This is a genomic window from Stenotrophomonas sp. STEN035 (assembly GCF_056759935.1).
Genome location: NZ_JBRRDY010000017.1, coordinates 45,549 through 65,076 on the forward strand (window position 1 = coordinate 45,549; position 19,528 = coordinate 65,076).

At 63.8% G+C, this 19,528-nt stretch carries 16 protein-coding genes and 3 pseudogenes; 18 read left to right on the top strand and 1 reads right to left on the bottom strand.

Annotated features, from left to right (window positions below):
- Position 1: 1 nt before the first annotated feature.
- The 18 genes and pseudogenes from ACVOLL_RS10895 to ACVOLL_RS10980 form a co-directional block, all read left to right on the top strand.
- Positions 2-502 carry a molybdenum cofactor biosynthesis protein MoaE gene (locus tag ACVOLL_RS10895; protein ID WP_481512925.1) on the top strand — a complete coding sequence of 167 codons (501 nt, stop codon included), beginning with the start codon at positions 2-4 and terminating at the stop codon, positions 500-502.
- Complete coding sequence (gene mobA, locus ACVOLL_RS10900; protein ID WP_481512926.1) at positions 480-1,046, top strand: molybdenum cofactor guanylyltransferase; 567 nt, start codon at positions 480-482, stop codon at positions 1,044-1,046. The genes ACVOLL_RS10895 and mobA overlap by 23 nt, the downstream gene beginning before the upstream one ends.
- Positions 1,043-1,414, top strand: a complete 372-nt coding sequence (locus ACVOLL_RS10905) for a DUF7009 family protein (protein WP_481512927.1) — start codon at positions 1,043-1,045, stop codon at positions 1,412-1,414. The genes mobA and ACVOLL_RS10905 overlap by 4 nt, the downstream gene beginning before the upstream one ends.
- Before the next feature lie 148 nt (positions 1,415-1,562).
- Complete coding sequence (locus ACVOLL_RS10910; protein ID WP_481512928.1) at positions 1,563-2,981, top strand: NarK family nitrate/nitrite MFS transporter; 1,419 nt, start codon at positions 1,563-1,565, stop codon at positions 2,979-2,981.
- A gap of 69 nt (positions 2,982-3,050) precedes the next feature.
- The gene (locus ACVOLL_RS10915) at positions 3,051-6,806 is read left to right on the top strand and encodes a nitrate reductase subunit alpha (protein ID WP_481512929.1); all 3,756 of its coding nucleotides are present in this window, start codon (positions 3,051-3,053) and stop codon (positions 6,804-6,806) included.
- The gene (gene narH / locus ACVOLL_RS10920; RefSeq protein WP_481512930.1) at positions 6,806-8,350 is read left to right on the top strand and encodes a nitrate reductase subunit beta; all 1,545 of its coding nucleotides are present in this window, start codon (positions 6,806-6,808) and stop codon (positions 8,348-8,350) included. Before ACVOLL_RS10915 ends, narH begins: the two co-directional genes overlap by 1 nt.
- A complete protein-coding gene (narJ, locus tag ACVOLL_RS10925; protein WP_481512931.1) occupies positions 8,347-9,027 on the top strand; it encodes a nitrate reductase molybdenum cofactor assembly chaperone in 681 nt (226 codons plus the stop codon). Before narH ends, narJ begins: the two co-directional genes overlap by 4 nt.
- A pseudogene (gene narI / locus ACVOLL_RS10930) lies at positions 9,024-9,718 on the top strand (respiratory nitrate reductase subunit gamma). The gene narJ and the pseudogene narI overlap by 4 nt, the downstream one beginning before the upstream one ends.
- A 3-nt stretch (positions 9,719-9,721) precedes the next feature.
- On the top strand, positions 9,722-10,612 hold the full coding sequence (locus tag ACVOLL_RS10935) for a peptidylprolyl isomerase (RefSeq protein ID WP_481512932.1): 891 nt from the start codon (positions 9,722-9,724) through the stop codon (positions 10,610-10,612).
- 23 nt (positions 10,613-10,635) lie between these two features.
- On the top strand, positions 10,636-11,967 hold the full coding sequence (locus tag ACVOLL_RS10940) for an MFS transporter (RefSeq protein ID WP_481512933.1): 1,332 nt from the start codon (positions 10,636-10,638) through the stop codon (positions 11,965-11,967).
- A 44-nt stretch (positions 11,968-12,011) separates the two neighbouring features.
- A complete protein-coding gene (locus tag ACVOLL_RS10945; protein ID WP_481512934.1) occupies positions 12,012-13,223 on the top strand; it encodes an oxygen-independent coproporphyrinogen III oxidase in 1,212 nt (403 codons plus the stop codon).
- A 7-nt stretch (positions 13,224-13,230) separates the two neighbouring features.
- Positions 13,231-14,007 (top strand): helix-turn-helix domain-containing protein, encoded by a 777-nt coding sequence (locus ACVOLL_RS10950; protein ID WP_481512935.1) that lies wholly within the window; start codon positions 13,231-13,233, stop codon positions 14,005-14,007.
- Between the two features lie 21 nt (positions 14,008-14,028).
- Positions 14,029-14,769, top strand: coding sequence for a molybdate ABC transporter substrate-binding protein (gene modA / locus ACVOLL_RS10955; protein ID WP_481512936.1), 741 nt, complete (start codon positions 14,029-14,031; stop codon positions 14,767-14,769).
- Positions 14,770-14,771: 2 nt separating this feature from the next.
- On the top strand, positions 14,772-15,455 hold the full coding sequence (modB, locus tag ACVOLL_RS10960) for a molybdate ABC transporter permease subunit (protein ID WP_481512963.1): 684 nt from the start codon (positions 14,772-14,774) through the stop codon (positions 15,453-15,455).
- Positions 15,445-16,110 carry a sulfate/molybdate ABC transporter ATP-binding protein gene (locus ACVOLL_RS10965; protein ID WP_481512937.1) on the top strand — a complete coding sequence of 222 codons (666 nt, stop codon included), beginning with the start codon at positions 15,445-15,447 and terminating at the stop codon, positions 16,108-16,110. Before modB ends, ACVOLL_RS10965 begins: the two co-directional genes overlap by 11 nt.
- Positions 16,111-16,267: 157 nt before the next feature.
- Positions 16,268-16,729, top strand: a pseudogene (locus ACVOLL_RS10970) (IS5 family transposase); the annotation flags it as partial.
- A 191-nt stretch (positions 16,730-16,920) separates the two neighbouring features.
- Positions 16,921-17,775: a hypothetical protein gene (locus ACVOLL_RS10975; protein ID WP_481512938.1), complete on the top strand. Its 855-nt coding sequence runs from the start codon at positions 16,921-16,923 to the stop codon at positions 17,773-17,775.
- 165 nt (positions 17,776-17,940) lie between these two features.
- Positions 17,941-18,134: pseudogene (locus tag ACVOLL_RS10980) on the top strand (transposase); the annotation flags it as partial.
- Here the strand turns inward: ACVOLL_RS10980 and ACVOLL_RS10985 are convergent.
- Complete coding sequence (locus ACVOLL_RS10985; protein WP_481512939.1) at positions 18,131-19,339, bottom strand: NnrS family protein; 1,209 nt, start codon at positions 19,337-19,339, stop codon at positions 18,131-18,133. The pseudogene ACVOLL_RS10980 and the gene ACVOLL_RS10985 overlap by 4 nt on opposite strands.
- Between the last annotated feature and the right edge of the window lie 189 nt (positions 19,340-19,528).

Here is a 19,528-nt window from a genome sequence, read left to right on the forward strand (position 1 = left end):
AATGAGCTTCGAGAGTGTATGGAAAGTGGTGGATCGTGCCGATGCCGCGATTGATCCGAGCGAAGGCATCGCCGCCGTGTCCGATCCGGGCTTCGGTGGCATTGATGTCTTCATCGGCAAGGTCCGTGATCTGAACCAGGGCAGGCCGGTGCTGGGCATCACCTATGACTTGTTCGAGCCGCTGGTCTTGAATGAGTTTCAGCGACAGATTGCCGAGATCACCGCCGACTTCGGCCCGCGCATCAAACTGTACGTGGCACATGCCAAAGGCAGACTGGCAGTAGGCGATGTCGCCGTGGTGGTCGCCGCTGGCAGCCCGCACCGCGACGAGGCCTTCCGCGCCTGCCGGCAGTTGATCGAGGGCGTGAAGCACCGTTCGCCGATCTGGAAGCAGGAGCATTACCAGGATGGCGACAGCGAGTGGAGCGAAGGCTGCAGTCTGTGCCAACCCGACACCGAGCACGCGCATATCGACGGACATGTCCACGACCACTCACATTGAGCCGGTACCGGCTGCCGGCATCGTGCTGGCCGGCGGGCTGTCCAGTCGCATGGGCCAGGACAAGGCCTTGCTGCACTGGCGCGGGCGGACCCTGCTCGAACACAGCTGCACGCTGCTCGAGTCGCTTGGTGCCAGTCCAGTTCGCGTAAGTGGTGATTATCCCGGCTTCGATTCGGTGCCCGACGCGGTGCCGCGATGTGGCCCGCTGGGCGGGCTGTACAGCGTGGTGGAGACTTTGGGTGATGGACCTGCTTGGGTGGTGGCGGTGGATATGCCCCTGCTGGATGTGTCACTGCTGCGACAGCTGTGTGATGGCGCAGCTTCTTGTGTGACGTATTCAGGGGAACCGGTGCCAATGTACTTGAACATCAACGGCACATGCCGCAGGCTGCTGTTTGAAATGGTCACGGGTACAGACGGGCCACGCTCGCTACGGATGTTCCAGCGCCGCCTTGGCGGTCTGGAGCTGCCGCTGCCAGCCGGTGCCGAAGCCCGCCTTGTGAACTGCAATACCCCCCGCCAATGGGAGGAAGTTGCGTCATGAAAGTCCAGATCCAGTCGCAGTCGCTACGGCTGCGCATTGATGAAAGCGAGCTGGCACGCCTGCTCGCTGGCGAGGTGCTGGAAAACCAGACCTGGCTTGGCACGCCCGGAGCCCTGTCGCAGCGCTTGCAGCTGCACGACACGGCAGAGGCGCTGCTGGATGGCGATACCCACGCATTGATGATCAAGCTGCCGCGTGAAGACGTGCTGGCGCTGCAGGCACGTCTGCCATGCCGTGACGGCTTGAGCTTCACCCTGCAAACGCAGGCGCAACCATTGCAACTCCAGTTCGATGTGGATGTACGTGACAGCGTGCGTCAACGCGGCGTGCAGCGCCGCAATCCGGCCGACGCCGTAAGCATCAGTTGATATTTGTCAGGTAGTCGGCGCGAGAGCGCCGTTGGATTGATCAAGATCAAGACTGCCCCAGGGGGCGCCGGGCCTAATGACGCCGTGGCGACTGGGCAAGCAACCGCACAGCAAGCCAGCGCCGTATCAAACAGCCTTGGAGCGATGCATGAGTGCCAGTCGCGATGTAGCAAAGCAGAGCAGTTCCGGTCCCGGTCGGGTGATCAGCGATTGGAGGCCAGAGGACCCCGATTACTGGGAACGCACCGGCAAGAAGGTCGCCACCCGCAATCTGGTCATATCGATACCGTCACTGCTGCTGGCGTTCTCGGTATGGGTGCTGTTCTCGGCGGTAACCATCAGCCTGCCCAAGATCGGTTTCGCCTTCACCACTGATCAGCTGTTCTGGCTGGTGGCCCTGCCCAGCCTGTCCGGCGCGACACTGCGCATCTTCTACTCCTTCGTCATCCCGATCTTCGGCGGCCGTCGCTGGACCGCGTTGTCGACCGCTTCCTTGCTGCTGCCGACCCTGTGGCTGGGCTTCGCGGTGCAGAACCCGGCCACGCCGTACTGGGTATTCGTGCTGATCGCCATCCTCTGTGGCTTCGGCGGCGCCAACTTCTCCTCGTCGATGTCCAACATCTCCTTCTTCTATCCCAAGCAGCGCCAGGGCATGGCGCTGGGCTTGAACGCGGGCCTGGGCAACGTCGGCGTGTCGGTATCGCAGGCGGTGGTGCCGCTGGTGATCAGCGTTGGTGTGTTTGGTGCCATGGGTGGCGCTCCACAGGCCGTGGCCGACGGCGGTGCGCCGCTGTTCGTACAGAACGCCGGCTTCATCTGGGTGCCCTTCATCGCCTTCTTCGCGATTGCCGCCTGGTTCGGCATGAATGACCTGACCAGCGCCCGCTCGTCGTTCTCCGAGCAGGCGGTGATCTTCCGCCGCAAGCACAACTGGCTGATGTGCTGGTTGTACATCGGCACCTTCGGTTCCTACATCGGCTTCTCTGCCGGTTTCCCGATGCTGGTCAAGAGCCAGTTCCCGGATGTGAATCCGCTGGCCTATGCCTTCATCGGCCCGCTGCTGGGCGCGCTGATGCGCTCGGTGGGCGGCAGCATGGCCGACCGCTGGGGTGGCGCACGCCTGACCTTCTGGGTATTCGCGCTGATGATCGCCGCCGTATTCGGCGTACTGCATTTCCTGCCCAGCAATGGCCAGGGCGGAAACTTCGTCGGCTTCCTGCTCTCGTTCATGGCCTTGTTCGTGCTCAGCGGCATCGGCAACGGCACCACCTTCCGGATGATCCCGGTGATCTTCCGCACCCTGCACGATCGCCTGTCGGCCAATGAAGGTGCCGAAGGCAAGAAGGCCGCTGCCCATCAAGCCAGCATCGAATCCGCCGCCGTCGTCGGCTTCTCGGGTGCCATCGGTGCCTACGGCGGCTTCTTCATCCCCAAGAGTTACGGCTCGTCCATCACCTTGACCGGCAGCCCGGATATGGCGCTGTACGGCTTCATTGCGTTCTACATCACCTGCCTGGTCGTGACCTGGTGGTGGTACTACCGGCGCGGGGCTGAAACCCCCTGCTGAGTAACACACGCACCGCAGCCAGATTCCACACATAGCCACGATGCAGCAGTTTGCGAACGGAGATTCACCATGAGCTATTTCCTTGATCGCTTGCAGTTCTTCAAGCGGGACCCACAACCCTTTGCCGATGGCCATGGGTTCAGCAAGAGCGAAGGGCGGGACTGGGAAAACAGTTATCGCGCCCGCTGGCAGTACGACAAGATCGTACGTTCCACCCACGGTGTGAACTGCACGGGCTCCTGCAGCTGGAAGATCTACGTCAAGAACGGCCTGGTCACCTGGGAAACCCAACAGACCGACTACCCGCGCACCCGCCCGGACCTGCCCAATCACGAGCCACGCGGCTGTCCGCGTGGTGCCAGCTATTCCTGGTACCTGTACAGCGCCAACCGGCTCAAGTACCCGCTGATCCGCGGCACCTTGCTGCGCATGTGGCGGCAGGCACGCAAGACCATGTCACCGGTCGAGGCCTGGGGCAGCATCGTGCAGGACCCGGCCAAGTCGCGCGAGTACAAGCGTCGCCGCGGCATGGGTGGTTTCGTGCGCTTGAACTGGGACGAGGCCAACGAGATCATCGCCGCCTCCAACCTCTACACCACCAAGGAATACGGTCCCGACCGCATCGTCGGCTTCTCGCCTATTCCGGCAATGTCGATGGTGTCCTACGCCGCTGGTGCGCGCTATCTGTCGCTGCTCGGTGGCGCCTGCCTGTCCTTCTACGACTGGTATTGCGATCTGCCGCCGGCCTCGCCGCAGGTATGGGGCGAGCAGACCGATGTGCCGGAATCGGCCGACTGGTACAACAGCCGCTACATCATCGCCTGGGGCTCGAACGTGCCGCAGACGCGCACGCCCGACGCGCACTTCTTCACCGAGGCGCGTTACAACGGCACCAAGACGGTGTCGATCTGCCCCGACTATTCCGAGCTCGCCAAGCTCACCGACCATTGGCTGCATCCCAAGCAGGGCACCGACGCTGCGCTGGCATTCGCCTTCGGCCACGTGATCCTGCGCGAGTTCCACGTCGATACGCCCTCGCAATACTTCCAGGACTACTGCCGCCAATACTCGGACATGCCGATGCTGGTGCGCGTCGAGCGCCGCGCCGATGGCCGCCTGGTGCCGAGTCACTTCCTGCGTGCCAGTGAGCTGGGCGGGCTGGGCGAGAGCAACAACCCCGAGTGGAAGACGCTGGCGTTCGACGAGAACAGCGGCGACATCACCGTGCCGAATGGCTCGGTCGGCTTCCGCTGGGGCGAGAAGGGCAAGTGGAACATCGAGGAAAAGGCCAGCGATGGCCATGACACGCGCCTGCGCCTGAGCCTGGCCGATATCCACGATGGCATCGAGGCGGTGAGCTTCCCGTACTTCGGCGGCATCGAGAGCGATGGCTGGACCGCTGCACCGGCCGAAGAAGTACTGGAGCGCAACATCCCGCTGCGCCGCCTGCCGTTGGCCGATGGTGGCGAAGCGCTGGTGGCCACGGTCTACGACCTGCTGCTGGCGCAGTACGGCGTTGATCGCGGCTTCGGCGGCGGCAATGTTGCCAAGAGCTTCGATGACAATGTGCCGGGTACGCCGGCATGGCAGGAGCGCATCACCGGCGTGTCACGCGCCGAGGTGATCGAGATCGCCCGCGAGTTCGCCCGCACCGCCGACAAGACCCATGGTCGCAGCATGATCATCGTCGGCGCCGGCATGAACCACTGGTTCCACAACGACATGAACTACCGCGGCCTGATCAACATGCTGGTCATGTGCGGCTGCGTGGGTCAGACCGGCGGTGGCTGGGCGCATTACGTGGGTCAGGAAAAGCTGCGCCCGCAGACCGGCTGGCAGCCGCTGGCCTTCGGTCTGGACTGGAGCCGTCCGCCGCGGCAGATGAACGGCACCTCGTTCTTCTATTTCAATACCGGGCAATGGCGCTACGAGAAGCTGCAGGTGGACGAGCTGCTGTCGCCGCTGGCGGATGCCTCCAAGTACAGCGGCAGCCTGGCCGACCTCAACCTGCGCGCAGTGCGCATGGGCTGGCTGCCGAGTGCACCGCAGCTGGACCGCAATCCGCTGCAGCTGGTGCGCGAGGCCGAACAGGCCGGCATCGCGCCGGCCGACTACGCGCTGTCCAAGTTCAAGGACGGCTCGCTGGACTTCGCCTTCGCCGATCCGGATGCGGCGCAGAACCACCCGCGCATGATGTTCATCTGGCGCTCCAACCTGCTTGGTTCTTCCGGCAAGGGCCACGAGTACATGCTGCGGCATCTGCTCGGCACGCGGCACGGCCTGCAGGGCAAGGACCTGGGCGAGATGGGCGCGGTCAAGCCCGAGGACGTGAAGTGGCGTGACGAAGCGCCGGAAGGCAAGCTCGACCTGCTGGTGACGCTGGATTTCCGCATGTGCACCACCGCGCTGTACTCGGACATCGTGCTGCCGACCGCCACCTGGTACGAGAAGGACGACCTCAACACCTCGGACATGCATCCCTTCATCCATCCGCTGTCCAAGGCGGTGGACCCGGCCTGGGAATCGCGCAGCGACTGGGAGATCTTCAAGGGTGTCGCGCGCACGCTCAGCGACATGGCACCGGGCGTGCTCGGTGTCGAGAAGGATCTGGTGCTGGTGCCGACCCTGCACGACACGCCCAATGAACTGGGCATGCCGTTCGGCGTCGCCGACTGGAAGAAGGGGCAGTGCGAGGCCATCCCCGGCAAGACCATGCCGAGCATGGCGGTGGTCGAGCGCGACTACCCCAACCTCTACCGCAAGTTCACCTCGCTGGGCCCGCTGCTGGACAAGCTCGGCAACGGCGGCAAGGGCATGAGCTGGGATACCAAGCACGAGGTGGAATTCCTCGGCAAGCTCAACCACACCGTGCTGGACGAAGGCATCAGCCAGGGCCGGCCGGCGATCGATACCGCCATCGACGCCTGCGAAGTGATCCTGCACCTGGCACCGGAAACCAATGGCCATGTCGCGGTCAAGGCCTGGGAGTCGCTGGGTACCTTCACCGGCCGCGAGCACACGCATCTTGCGGTGGGCAAGGAGCACGAGGCGATCCGCTTCCGTGACATCCAGGCACAGCCGCGCAAGATCATTTCCTCGCCGATCTGGTCCGGGCTGGAAGACGACAACGTCAGCTACAACGCCGGCTACACCAATGTGCACGAGCTGATCCCGTGGCGCACCGTCACCGGCCGCCAGCAGTTCTACCAGGACCACGAGTGGATGATCGACTTCGGTGAGGCCTTCATGAGCTACCGGCCGCCGGTCAATACACGCACGGTGGAGCCGCTGCTCAACAAGCGCCAGAACGGCAACAAGGAGATCGTGCTGAACTGGATCACCCCGCACCAGAAGTGGGGCATCCACAGCACCTACAGCGACAACCTGATCATGCAGACCTTGTCGCGTGGCGGCCCCATCGTCTGGCTGAGCGAGGACGACGCTCGCAATGCCGGCATCGAGGACAACGACTGGATCGAGCTGTTCAACGTCAACGGTGCGATTGCCGCGCGCGCGGTGGTCAGCCAGCGCGTGATGCCGGGCATGGCGATGATGTACCACGCCCAGGAACGCATCATCAATGTGCCGGGCTCGGAGATTTCCGGCACCCGCGGCGGCATCCACAACTCGGTGACCCGCATCGTGCTCAAGCCCACCCACATGATCGGCGGCTACGCGCAGCTGGCCTGGGGCTTCAACTACTACGGTACCTGCGGTACCAACCGCGATGAGTTCGTGATCGTGCGCAAGATGGACAAGATCGATTGGCTGGATGACGAGCAATCAAACTCGAATGCCTCGGGCGCCGCACGGGAGGTGGTGTGATGAAAGTACGTGCCCAGATTGCGATGGTGTTGAACCTGGACAAGTGCATCGGTTGCCATACCTGCTCGATCACCTGCAAGAACGTGTGGACCTCGCGCGAAGGCGTGGAGTACGCCTGGTTCAACAATGTCGAGACCAAGCCCGGCATCGGTTATCCCAAGGAATGGGAAAACCAGGAGAAGTGGAACGGCGGTTGGGTGCGCAACGGCAGCGGCAAGCTGGTGCCACGCGCCGGTGGCCGCTGGCGCATGCTGGCCAAGATCTTCTCCAACCCCGACCTGCCGCAGATCGACGACTACTACGAGCCGTTCGACTTCGATTACCAGCACCTGCATGACGCGCCCGAGCTGAAGCATCAGCCGACCGCGCGTCCACGCTCGCTGCTGACCGGCCAGCGCATGGAGAAGATCGAGTGGGGCCCCAACTGGGAGGAAATCCTCGGCAGCGAGTTCTCCAAGCGTTCGCGTGACTACAACTTCGACAAGGTGCAGAAGGAGATCTACGGCGCCTTCGAAAAGACCTTCATGATGTATCTGCCGCGCCTGTGCGAGCACTGCCTCAACCCGGCCTGCGTCTCGGCCTGTCCTTCGGGCGCGATCTACAAGCGCGAGGAAGACGGGATCGTGCTGATCGACCAGGACAAGTGCCGCGGCTGGCGCATGTGCGTGTCGGCCTGCCCGTACAAGAAGATCTATTACAACTGGAAGAGCGGCAAGTCCGAGAAGTGCATCTTCTGCTACCCGCGCATCGAGATGGGCGAGCCCACCGTGTGTTCGGAAACCTGCGTGGGCCGCATCCGCTACCTCGGGGTGATGCTCTACGACGCCGACCGCATCGCCGAGGCCGCATCGGTGGCAGCGGAGAAGGACCTGTACCAGTCGCATCTGGACATCTTCCTGGACCCGTTCGACCCGGCGGTGATCGAGGCTGCGCGTGCCGAAGGCATTCCCGACAGCTGGCTGGAATCGGCCAAGCAGTCGCCGGTCTACAAGCTGGCCATCGACTGGAAGCTGGCGCTGCCGCTGCACCCGGAATACCGCACCTTGCCGATGGTCTGGTACGTGCCGCCGTTGTCGCCGATCCAGTCAGCGGCCGAGCGTGGCCACGTCGGCATGAGCGGCGAGCTGCCGGACATCGCCTCGCTGCGCATCCCGGTGCGTTACCTGGCCAATCTGCTGACGGCCGGTGATGAAGCGCCGGTTATCCGTGCCTTGGAACGGTTGATGGCGATGCGCGCCTGGCGCCGTGGCAAGAACGTGGACGGCGTGGAAGACATGCGCGTGCTCGAACAGGTTGGTTTGACCCCGGCGCAGGTGGAAGAGATGTACCGCTACCTGGCCATCGCTAACTACGAGGACCGCTTCGTCATTCCGAGCGCGCACCGGGAGTACGCCAACGATGCCTTCGGCGAACGTGGCGGCTGCGGCTTCACCTTCGGCAATGGTTGCAACGGCGACAGTCCGGCGGATCTGTTCACCCAGCGCAAGAGCACCACCTTCGCGGTGCATCCCAACCGCCAGCACCGGCATGAGGTGGTGAAATGAGTGTGCTCAAGCTGATTGGCGTATTGCTGGACTATCCGCGTGACGAGCTTTGGCAGCATGGCGAGGAGCTGCTTGAGGCCTGCGACGATCCGGCGCTGTCGCCGGCCCGTCGCAGGCAGTTGCAGGCCTTCGTCCGTGACCTGCTTGCAACGGACCCGCTGGACGCGCAGGACCGCTGGCTGGCCACCTTCGACCGTGGCCGCTCCATGAGCCTGCTGGTGTTCGAACATATCCACGGCGAGTCGCGTGATCGTGGCCAGGCCATGGTCGACCTGATCGATGCTTATCGCAAGAACGGTTTCGAGCTGGATGCGCGTGAGCTGCCGGACTATCTGCCGCTGTTGCTGGAATACCTCTCGCATCGGCCGCAGGCCGAGGCCAAGGACTGGCTGCACCATATCGGCCACATCGCCGGCATGCTCGCCGCGCGTGCCGCCGAGCGGCAGCTGCCGCATGCGGTGCTGCTGGAAATCCTGGTCGAGGTAGGCGAGGGCAAGGTCAACCTGGCCGTGCTGCGCCAGCGGGCAAGCGAAGAAGTGCGCGACGACACCGTCGAAGCCATGGACCGCCTGTGGGAAGAGGAAGCGGTGCGCTTTGGCGCCGATGCACCTTCGCAGGATTGCGATCCACCCCATCGTTCACCGGCACGCGCGCAGCCGCGGGAGATCCAGCCATGAATTACCTCAATCAGTTCGCCTTCCAGTTCTATCCCTACATCGCGGTGGCGGTGCTGTTGATCGGCAGCTGGGCGCGCTATGACAAGGCCATGTACAGCTGGCGTACCGGCTCCACCCAGTTGCTGTCCGACCGCGGCATGCGCTTCGGCAGCAACTGCTTCCACATCGGCATCATCGCCATCCTCGGCGGCCACTGCTGACCCCGCACGCGCTGTACGAGCCCTTCATCACCTCCTCGCAGAAGCAGTTGCTGGCGATGGTGGTTGGCGGCTTTTTCGGCGCGCTGTGCTTCGTCGGCATCACCATCCTGCTGGTGCGGCGGCTGACCAATGCGCGGGTGCGCGCGATCGGCAGCTTCGGTGACACGCTGGTGCTGGTGCTGCTGTTCGCCCAGCTCTGCCTTGGCCTGTACAGCATCAAGGTCTCCGCCGGACACCTGGACGGCGGCGTGATGGTGATGCTGGCCGAGTGGGCGCAGCACATCGTCACCTTCCGTGCCGGTGCGGCCGATTATGTCGAAGGCGTGCATTGGGTTTACAAGGCGCACATCTTCCTCGGCCTGACGCTGGTGTTGATCGCCCCGTTCACCCGTCTGGTGCATGTGTGGAGCGTGCCGATCAGCTACCTGTGGCGCCCGTACCAGGTGGTGCGTCGTCGCCAGGCCACGCTGCGCTACGGTCCGCGGGAGTAATTCATGGGCAGCCTGCCACGCATTCTCCCCATCACCGTCATCGACTCGCAGACACCGGTACCGGCCGAGGCCGGCCACCATCACGATGCCGATGACGGTCCGCGCAGCCTCGGCCAACCGGCACCGTGCAGCCTGTACGTGCAGGACACGCCGATCAGCGAGGCCGATATCGCCCGCGAGATGCAATACCACCGGGCAATGCGTCCGGAGCAGTCACGTGCCGATGCGGCGCGTGCGCTGGTGGTACGCGAACTACTGCGGCTGGAAGCCGAGCGGCTCGGCCTGGCCGACGCCCCTGGCGTCGGTCAGGAGACCAGCGAGGAAGCACGCATCCAGCAACTGATCGAACAGACGCTGGAAGACCGCGTGCCGACCGAAGACGACTGCCAACGCTACTTCGCGCAGAACCCCGAGCGCTTCCGCTCGCCCGACCGTATCCGGGTTCGCCACATCCTGCTGGCGGCACCTGCCGACGACATCGCCGGCCGGTTGAAGGCCCGCACCCAGGCCGAGAAGCTGATCGCCGAACTGCTGGAACAACCGCATCTGTTCGCCGATCTGGCCGCGCGCCACTCGCAGTGCCCGTCCAGCAGCGAAGGCGGCGATCTGGGCTGGCTGCAACGCGGCCAGACCACGCCCGAGTTCGACCGCCAGATATTCCGCCTGCGGCAGGGCTTGGCGGGTTTTCCGGTGGAATCGCGCTGGGGCTACCACGTGGTCAATATCGATGTGCTGGAAGCCGGTGTAGCACTCAGCTACGAACAGGTGCAGCCACAGATCAGCGATTACCTCGAATTGCAGGTGCGCCAGCGCGACGTGCAGCAGTTCCTGCTTGAACTGCGCGAGCGTTACCCGGTGCGCGGGCTGGAAGACATCGAAGCACAGGCTGAGTAAGACGTAATCCCCCAGGAGCGGCAATGAGCCAGAATTTGCAGAACATCAGCAGCGGCGAGCAACAGCGTGCGTTGTGGCTGAGTACCTTCGCCTTCACCGTGTGTTTCGCGGTGTGGATGATCTTCGCCATCATCGGTATCCAGATCAGCGAGCAACTGGGCTTGAACGACACCCAGTTCGGCCTGTTGATCGCCACCCCGGTGCTGACCGGCTCGGTGATCCGTGTCTTCCTCGGCATCTGGTCCGACCAGTTCGGCGGCCGCAAGGTGATGACCCTGGTGATGCTGTGCGGTGCAGTCGCGACCTGGCTGCTGACCTACGCGCATACCTATCCGCAGTTCCTGTTGGCGGCGTTGTTCGTCGGCATCGCCGGCGGCAACTTCTCGGTCGGCGTCACCTATGTGTCCAAGTGGTTCCCGCCGGAGAAGCAGGGCACCGCCTTGGGCATCTTCGGTGCCGGCAACATCGGCTCGGCAGTAACCAAGCTGCTGGCGCCGCTGGTGATGGTGGCCTCGGGCTGGATGATGGTGGCCAAGCTGTGGGCCGTCGGCCTGGCGGTCACCGCCATCCTGTTCTATCTGTTCAGCAAGGAAGATCCCTCGCTGGAAGACCGCCGCCGCAGCGGCGTCAAGCCGATGTCCTTCGCCGAGCAGATGGCGCCGCTGAAGAACCTGCAGGTGTGGCGCTTCTCGCTGTACTACTTCTTCGTGTTCGGCGGCTTCGTCGCGCTGGCACTGTGGTTGCCGCACTACCTGGTCGGCGCCTACGGCATGGACGTGGGCACGGCCGGCGTGCTGGCCGCGTGCTACTCGATCCCGGCCAGCCTGTTCCGGGTGGTGGGCGGCTGGATGTCCGACCGCATCGGTGCGCGCCGGGTGATGTACTGGACGCTGGGTGTGTCGTCGATCTGTACCTTCATCCTGGCCTATCCGGATACCCGCTACATCGTGCAGGGGATACACGGCGAGATCAGCTTCCACCTGGCGATCAGCGTGACCCTGTTCACCGTGCTGGTGTTCGTGCTCGGCTTCTTCATGTCGCTGGGCAAGGCTGCGGTCTACAAGCACATCCCGGTGTACTACCCGCAGCATGTGGGCTCAGTCGGCGGCGTGGTTGGCATGATTGGCGGCCTTGGCGGCTTCATCCTGCCAATCGTTTTCGGCGCGCTCAATGATGCGCTGGGCATCTGGAGCAGCTGCTTCATGCTGCTGTTCGTGCTGGTCAGCATCTCCCTGGCCTGGATGCACTTCGCCATCCGGCGGATGGAGCGTCGCAACTTCCCGCAGCTCGATCGCGAGACCGATCTGCCCGAAGCAATTGATGCCGGAGCAGCGGAGAAACAGCGCCGCGCTTGATCCAGATCAGTGAAAACCGGCGGTCGCTACGCGAGGATGCTTGCATGTCAGTAGAGACCGCCGGGATGGATGACGCCACATTGCATGTTGCACTGCTGCAGCAACCCGCGCACGTGTTGTTCCCAGCGCCGGCGGAGCTGAGCCCGGGCTTCGCCGAAGCCGGCTGGCGTGCAGCCATGCAGGCCAGCAACGAGCATCTGATTCCACGTGCGCTGACCTTGGGCTTCTGTGCGCCGCCGCATGACCTGGAGCGCGCCGAGAACGTCCTCGATGCGCTGCTGGTATGCCTGCGTCTGCACGCCGACATGCTGGCCAGCGATCGCGAAGTGGCGGCCATGGTGTTGCAGCCCGGCATCGTCGAGCACCTGCCACCCGCCCTGCTGGGCCGCCTGTTGGACGCGGTGCCGGAGCAGCTGTGCACCATCGCCCGGCCGCAGGTCGAGGTGCGCCTGGATGCTGCAAGCGATGTCGCACCGGCTGCATTGCGTGAGGTCGGCTGTACCCGGATGACGGTGATCGACCATGCCGGCGTCGATGGCCCTGTGATGCTGGCGCAAGCCCAGCAGGCCGGGTTCACCACCTGTTACTACCAGCTGCGCGTGCCGTGCTACGCCGATGTGTCGTTCCTGCAGCGGCTGCAGCGTGTGCTGGAGCTGGCGCCCGAACGCATCATCCTGCCATCGCCCGCCTTGCTGCCCGAGTACCCGTTGCCAACAGACTGGCTGCAGGCCTGGCGGTTGCTGCGTGCAGGCGGCTACCTGCCGCTGGGCGGCGATCACTACCAGCGGCCGGACCTGCCGATGCCGCTGCGCAACGGCGATGGCCAGCGTCATTGCGACCTGCTCGGGGTGCCGCGGCGCGAGCGCCATGACCTGCTCGGCATTGGTGTGGGCGCCTGCAGCCAGATAGGCGATGTCATCTGCCGCATCGAGCCGGAGCCGCGCAATTGGCGCGCCTGCCTGGTGGTCGGGCAGCCGGGCATATCGTCCGGGCTTATTCTTTCCGAGCATGAACGCATGACCGATGAGGTGGTGCAGAGCCTGGCCTGCGACCACGCATTGGACATGCGCGCCTTCGAATGGCGCAACGCACAGCCATTCGACGCCTGTTTCGAGCACGCGTGGAGCCGCGTCGCCATGTTCATCGAGCGCGGCTGGCTGCGCCGTGACGGCGACATGCTGTTGATCCAGAACGAAGGTGAGCTGCTGTGGCGTATGATCGCAGCGTGCTTCCGCCCCTTGGCCGCTGTTGCTTGAAAACGGAATGACGTCACCTACACCCCCACCGCGCGGCCCCCTGGGCACCGCGACGCCGAATCCAGCCGCTGCCGGCGACGGTGACGCGCTGCATTTCTGCACGACCTGTGCGTTCTCCGATGCCTGCAGCTCGCAGGGCTATGACAAAACGGCGCTGAACGAGCTGCACGTGATGGTCGACCACGTTGGGCCGTACCACGCCGGTGACTACATCTTCCGTGCGGGTGAGCCCTTCGACTCGATCGCTGCGGTGCGTGCCGGCATGGTCAAGACCTTCGTCGACGACAGCCTGGGCAACGAGCAGGTGCTGGGCTTCGCCTTGCCCGGCGAAGTCATCGGCTTGAACGCCATCCACGGCTCGCGCTACCCCTGCAATGCGGTGGCGTTGGATACCGTGCATCTGTGCCGTATCTCGTTTCCGCGTATCAGCATGTTGGCCAGCCGCATGCCCGGCCTGCAGGCCAAGCTGTTCAGCCTGCTCAGTGCCGAGATCGGCAAGGCGGCGCTGCTGGCTGCCAATTACCGTACCGAGGAGCGCATGGCCGCGTTCCTGCTGGATATCTCCAGCCGCTATGCGCGGCGAGGATTTTCGGCGCACCGCTTCAACCTGACCATGACCCGCACCGAGATCGCCAACTATCTGCGCATGGCACCGGAAACCGCCAGCCGGGTACTGCGCCGGTTGAGTGACGAGGAAGTCATCGCGGTGAAGCAGCGCGAGATCATCCTGCTGCAACCGGAGCGTCTGGCGCTGATGGCGGCCACCGATGACGCAAGCGAATGATGCCCAACCGAGGATGCGTGCATGAACAAACTGTGGGCGTTGTTGTTGCTGGCTGCCACGCTACCGGCAAGCGCGGCTGAACTGACTGTCTCCGCTGCTTCCAGCCTGACTGAAAGCTTTCGCGAGATTTCCGCTGCGTATGAGAAGGCCAACCCGGGCACGAAGGTTGATCTGAACTTTGCCGCGTCCGGGACGCTGCTGCAGCAGATCGCGCGCGGCGCGCCGGTCGATGTGCTGGCCTCGGCCGACCAGACCACGATGACGCAGGCCAGTACCGAAGGCCTGATTGATCCAGCGACACAGCACGTGTTCGCACAGAACAGCCTGTGGGTGGTGGTGCCGCCGCAGGCCAGCAACAAGCCGACCACGTTGGCGGCGCTGGCCAAGGCTGATGTGAAGCGCGTTGCCATTGGCAACCCCGACAGCGTGCCGGTGGGTCGCTATGCACGCGGCGCGCTGCAGCAGGCCGGTGTGTGGCCGGCGGTGCAGGCCAAGATGATCAGCACCCAGAATGTGCGTCAGTCACTGGACTATGTCGCGCGGGGTGAAGTGGATGCAGGCTTCGTCTACGCCACCGACGCGCAGGCGATGAGCGAGCGCGTGCAGCGCGCCTTCCAGGTGCCGGTTGCCGGTGGTATCGCGTATCCGCTGGCAATGGTGAAGACCAGTCGCAACGCCGCCGAAGCCAAGCGCTTCATCGCCTTCGTGCGCTCGGCGCCGGGCCAGGCCATCCTGCACAGGCACGGCTTCGGCAGTCCTTGATGGTGGATCTGGACTGGAGCGCGCTGTGGTTGTCGCTGAAGGTGGCCGGCTGGGCGACCGCGATCAACCTCGTGCTCGGTGTTGGATTTGGTGCCTTGCTGGCGCGGCGGCGCTTCCCAGGCCGTGAGTTGCTGGACACGATATTCACCCTGCCGATGGTGTTGCCGCCGACGGTGCTGGGCTATTACCTGCTGGTGCTGATCGGCAGCAAGGGCGCGCTTGGTGCATGGCTGGAAAACAGCTTTGGCATCAATCTTGTGTTTACCTGGCAGGCAGCGGTGATCGCTGCCGCAATCGCTTCGTTTCCGTTGGTGTTCAAGCCGGCGCGTGCGGCCTTCGAGGATGTGGATGGGCAGCTGGAACAGGCCGCGCGTACCTTGGGCGTGTCCGAGCTGGCGCTGTTCTTCCGTGTGACCTTGCCGCTGGCATGGCGCGGCATTCTTGCCGGCCTGCTGCTGGCATTTGCCCGCGCGATGGGCGAGTTCGGCGCCACCATCATGGTCGCCGGCAGTATTCCCGGCCGCACCCAGACCTTGTCCATCGCCATCTACGAGGCGGTGCAGGCCGGCAATGACGGTCGGGCCAACGCCTTGGTGCTGCTGTCCTCGCTGGTCTGCATCAGCGTGTTGCTGCTTGCTGCGCGACTGGTGGGACGGCGACAGGAGGGGGCACGCAATGTGGCTTGAACTGGATATCCGGCGCCAGCTGCAGGCGGCAGGCCAGCAGTTCCAGTTGCAGGCGGCGCTGCGTTGCACGCAGCCCAATGTTGTGTTGTTCGGCCCATCCGGCGCCGGCAAGAGTTTGACCTTGAAGGCGGTGGCCGGGCTGTTGCGGCCGGATGCCGGTGTGATCCGCATGCACAGGCAGGCACTGTTTGATGCGGCGGCAGGTACCAACCTGTCACCGCAGCGGCGCCGCATCGGCTATGTGTTCCAGGACTACGCCTTGTTCCCGCACCTGACGGTGCGGCAGAACGTCGGTTTCGGCCTGCAGCAAGGTCTGTTGAACCCACCGCGCGGTCGTCGCATCGACGCGGTGGAACAATGGCTGCAGGCATTCCGCATCGATCACCTCGGTGACCTGCTGCCGGCGCAGATCTCCGGCGGCCAACGTCAGCGCACGGCCTTGGCACGGGCACTGGTGACCAAGCCGCAGGCGTTGCTGCTGGATGAGCCATTCGCAGCGCTGGACCACGCCCTGCGCGCGCATCTGCGTCAGGAGCTCGAGACCGTGCTGGACCAGACCGGCATCCCGCTGCTGCTGATCAGCCATGATCCGGAAGACGTGGACATGTTCGGCCAACAGGTGGTGCATCTGGCTGATGGCCGCGTGCAGGCCTGAGCGCCGTGCTGCGCGATCTGCGCGGCTTGTTGGATGCGGTTTGCTTGGAACTTCCAACAAAACCACCAAAGAGCGATGCAATGCACGATGAGACGTGCATTGATCGGTCAGAAGTTGTGGGGGTGAACCTGCGCCGCTGGTTCCAGAGGTGTCGCGTCAGGAAACCGGCCCGAACCCTACCGGTCGCGGCAAATCGGGTAGCAAGCGGCATCTGATTGTTGACCGTCGTGGGGTGCCTTTGGCGTTGATGGTATCGGGTGCGAACCAACATGATTCGATGATGTTCGGGCCATTGGTCGATGCATTGCCGGCGATTGCTGGCCAGCAAGGGCGTCCACGCCGCAGACCGGACAAGCTGCACGCCGACAAGGGGTACGACTTCAAGCGATGTCGCTGGCAACTGCGTCAACGCGGCATTGCCGCACGAATCGCCCGGCAGGGAGTGGAAGGCGGCCAGCGATCGGGACGGCATCGCTGGGTGGTGGAGTGAGCGCAAGCGTGGCCGGCGGGTTTCGGCAAGCTACGGATCCGTTTCGAACGTCGTCTGGACACCCACTTGGGCTTGCTGCGCCTGCCATGTGCTGTGATCGGCATACGCTTTGTTGAGCGGTTTTGTTAACCGTTCTTAGTAGAGACGAAATGTCGGGAACGTGCCTGCCTGGCGTTCCAGACTCAGAAGTCGCGCCGCATCGCCATACAGCGGCATCTTCCAGGAGATTGTTCATGTGTGGAAATCCCTTCAAGTTCTCGCTTGTTGACGACCTGCATGACCAGAAATACCTGGACCGGCGACAGCGTCTCGATACCGCCATGGCCGACGAAGACTTCGACGAAAGGCCTACGAGCCATGGCTCGTACCAGTACAGTTCGAAGCTGCGGAATATCACCAAGCAGTTCTACGCAGGCGCCGATCCGGTCGCACTGGCCGCAGAAGCGCAGCGCAGCAAGGACGCCACCCGGGCCACGCCGACCAAGCCTAAGGATCTCAAGGCACTGGAACTGAGCAAGTTCGAGGCATCCTCCGGAGCACATGAGTGGATCCCGACCGACAAGATCGGCAATGTGATCAGTTCCGGCAGCCAGCGATGGATGTTCTACTTCAACGTCATGCGCTGCCCCACCTGGCTGCCGGTGCTCAACCCTGCGGCGCACCACGCGGACTATCAGGCCTACCTGGCATTGATCCAGAAAGCCGCTGCACACGCCTCTTCGGGAGGGACAGGCTTTGTCGTCAACGCCTCCGAGCTCGGCCTCAATGGCCACTCCGGTGGACTCAGCGTGGACCGCGTAGGCAAGGTCGCCAAGCCGCTTACCGTATTCCAGGCGGACTGGCACAACAAACTGCGTGACATCTTCCAGGCCCACTCAGGAACAAACGATTACCAAGCCTGGGCCTCAGCGCTCAACGACTTCATTTGCAAGACATTTCTGTTCGCGACGTCTGCAGATGACCTTCCCGGCGTGCCGACGGGGGTAACCGCCAAGGAGGTGATGCAGCGGATCCGATGGGACCTGAATCTTTCGGACAGGGACGAGAAGAATCCATCCGAGCTGGGCAATCCGCCTTACGGGATGGATGTGATCGCTGTATTTCTGCACCGGGAGTGGAATTCGCACTTCCAATTGCTGTCGAACAACTACGGCGCCGGCGAGTATTTCCGCTAGCAGGTAACCGCCCCGCCCATCGACCTTCAAACGCGCCATTCCAAACCGGCAAGTGAGCCTGCCGGTTTGGAGCTTCTAACAAAACCACCAAAGAGCGATGCCATGCACGATTAGACGTGCATTGATCGGTCAGAAGATGAACTTGCGCTGCTAGTTCCAGAGGTCCGGCGGGGAGTGGAAAGCGGCGAGCGATTGGGACGGCATCGCTGGGTGGTGGAGCGAACGCATGCGTGGCTGGCGGGCTTCGGCAAGCTACGGATCCGTTTCGAGCGTCGTCTGGACACCGCTTGGCCTTGCTGCGCCTGACATGTGCTGTGATCTGCATATGTTTTTTTTGCGGTTTTGTTAGCCGTTCTTAGTCTGGTTTCCCATCCGCACGCGGGTGCCAGTAGATCCACCCCAACCGCAGCAACCACGGTGCAAGCACCAGCAGCCAGCCTGCGGCGGCGACGGCATGCCAACGCCAGGGATCGTCCAGCAGCGGTGCGAGGATGCGCAGCAGTGCAACTAGTTGCAGACCAAGGAGGGCGATCCAGGCGACCACCGGCATCACCAGCGCACGCCCGGAATGGCCCTGGGTCACGCGGGTGACCATCGCCACCAGCAGGCTGCCGAACAGGCCAATGACCAAGGCATGCAGTGGCGCGCGTTCCAGCCAGCCGGGATGGCCGGCCACCGCGGCGACGTCCTGCAGCAGATACAGCAGTATCGCCAGCGGCCACCACGCCAGCCCGTAGAACAACACCGCCAGCAAGGCCGGTTTGGGGCCGCGTGGCCACCAGCGCCATAGCGAGTACAGCGACAACAGCAGCAAGCCGGCATCGGCCAGCAGTGTCGCCAACGGCTGCTGCAGCTGTTCCCCGGCCAGATGCAGCAGGCACAGCCCCCACAGGATCGCCAACCATTGCGGTGGCCGCCATGCCTGGTAGCCCGGCACCACATTGCCGGCGAAGAACGGAAACATGCGGTGGGCGACGCTGACGTAGATCGGCAGCAACAGTCCGAAGGTACCGATCGACACGCTCAGTGCCTGCCAGCGGGCATCGCTGCCTGCCGCAGCGATGGCGAAGCACAGCAGGCCGATCCAGCCCAATAGCAAGGCGGACCAGCACGACCATGCATGCCAGGTGCGACCTTTCTCCCGCAGCAGCAAACGGCCGAGCGCGACAAGCCCGAAGGTCCAACCGAACAGCGCCAACAGCAGGGCGAGCCAAATGCCCGGCTGCCAGCCGATGCTGGCTGCGAGCAGTGCGATCTGCGCGCCGAACAGACCGCCGCCAACGCCTGCGTATTGCCACCGCGGCAGCGCCGGCAATCCCATCCAGCGCGGGAACACGGTCAACAGAAAGCCGAAGATGAAACTGGGCAGCACCAGGTATTGCATCCACAGGCCATGCAGCCAGGTCGGCGGCAAAGCGGGAGCGGGCAGGGGAGTGCCCAGCTGCAGCCCGCCCAGCCACAGCGCCCACCAGCCCATCGCGAGCCCGAGGTTGCAGACACCAATGAAGAACAGCAGCCGATGTGGCGCGTTGAGGACGGTCAGGGTGGAGGCGCTGCTGTTCATTGCATGAGTATCCGAGCAGGGCTGGTCGGGGGTACTGACCAATATCAAGCGGGGCTGCGCTATGGAAGTTTGGCGAGCACTTGTTGGCAGTATCCGGCCGCGGCGGTCATCCGCCGTCTCTTGCCTGTAGCGTGGGCTTCCCTTTGTGCTGCTCTTGGGGCAACACTGCACCGGTCGGTCATCCGTTCC

What these genes read in the sequence shown, in the direction of transcription:
- ACVOLL_RS10895 (WP_481512925.1), top strand. Translation starts at nt 2, where the DNA reads ATGAGCTTCGAGAGTGTATGGAAAGTGGTGGATCGTGCCGATGCCGCG.
- mobA (WP_481512926.1), top strand. Translation starts at nt 480, where the DNA reads ATGTCCACGACCACTCACATTGAGCCGGTACCGGCTGCCGGCATCGTG.
- ACVOLL_RS10905 (WP_481512927.1), top strand. Translation starts at nt 1,043, where the DNA reads ATGAAAGTCCAGATCCAGTCGCAGTCGCTACGGCTGCGCATTGATGAA.
- ACVOLL_RS10910 (WP_481512928.1), top strand. Translation starts at nt 1,563, where the DNA reads ATGAGTGCCAGTCGCGATGTAGCAAAGCAGAGCAGTTCCGGTCCCGGT.
- ACVOLL_RS10915 (WP_481512929.1), top strand. Translation starts at nt 3,051, where the DNA reads ATGAGCTATTTCCTTGATCGCTTGCAGTTCTTCAAGCGGGACCCACAA.
- narH (WP_481512930.1), top strand. Translation starts at nt 6,806, where the DNA reads ATGAAAGTACGTGCCCAGATTGCGATGGTGTTGAACCTGGACAAGTGC.
- narJ (WP_481512931.1), top strand. Translation starts at nt 8,347, where the DNA reads ATGAGTGTGCTCAAGCTGATTGGCGTATTGCTGGACTATCCGCGTGAC.
- ACVOLL_RS10935 (WP_481512932.1), top strand. Translation starts at nt 9,722, where the DNA reads ATGGGCAGCCTGCCACGCATTCTCCCCATCACCGTCATCGACTCGCAG.
- ACVOLL_RS10940 (WP_481512933.1), top strand. Translation starts at nt 10,636, where the DNA reads ATGAGCCAGAATTTGCAGAACATCAGCAGCGGCGAGCAACAGCGTGCG.
- ACVOLL_RS10945 (WP_481512934.1), top strand. Translation starts at nt 12,012, where the DNA reads ATGTCAGTAGAGACCGCCGGGATGGATGACGCCACATTGCATGTTGCA.
- ACVOLL_RS10950 (WP_481512935.1), top strand. Translation starts at nt 13,231, where the DNA reads ATGACGTCACCTACACCCCCACCGCGCGGCCCCCTGGGCACCGCGACG.
- modA (WP_481512936.1), top strand. Translation starts at nt 14,029, where the DNA reads ATGAACAAACTGTGGGCGTTGTTGTTGCTGGCTGCCACGCTACCGGCA.
- ACVOLL_RS10965 (WP_481512937.1), top strand. Translation starts at nt 15,445, where the DNA reads ATGTGGCTTGAACTGGATATCCGGCGCCAGCTGCAGGCGGCAGGCCAG.
- ACVOLL_RS10975 (WP_481512938.1), top strand. Translation starts at nt 16,921, where the DNA reads ATGGCCGACGAAGACTTCGACGAAAGGCCTACGAGCCATGGCTCGTAC.
- ACVOLL_RS10985 (WP_481512939.1), bottom strand. Translation starts at nt 19,339, where the DNA reads ATGAACAGCAGCGCCTCCACCCTGACCGTCCTCAACGCGCCACATCGG.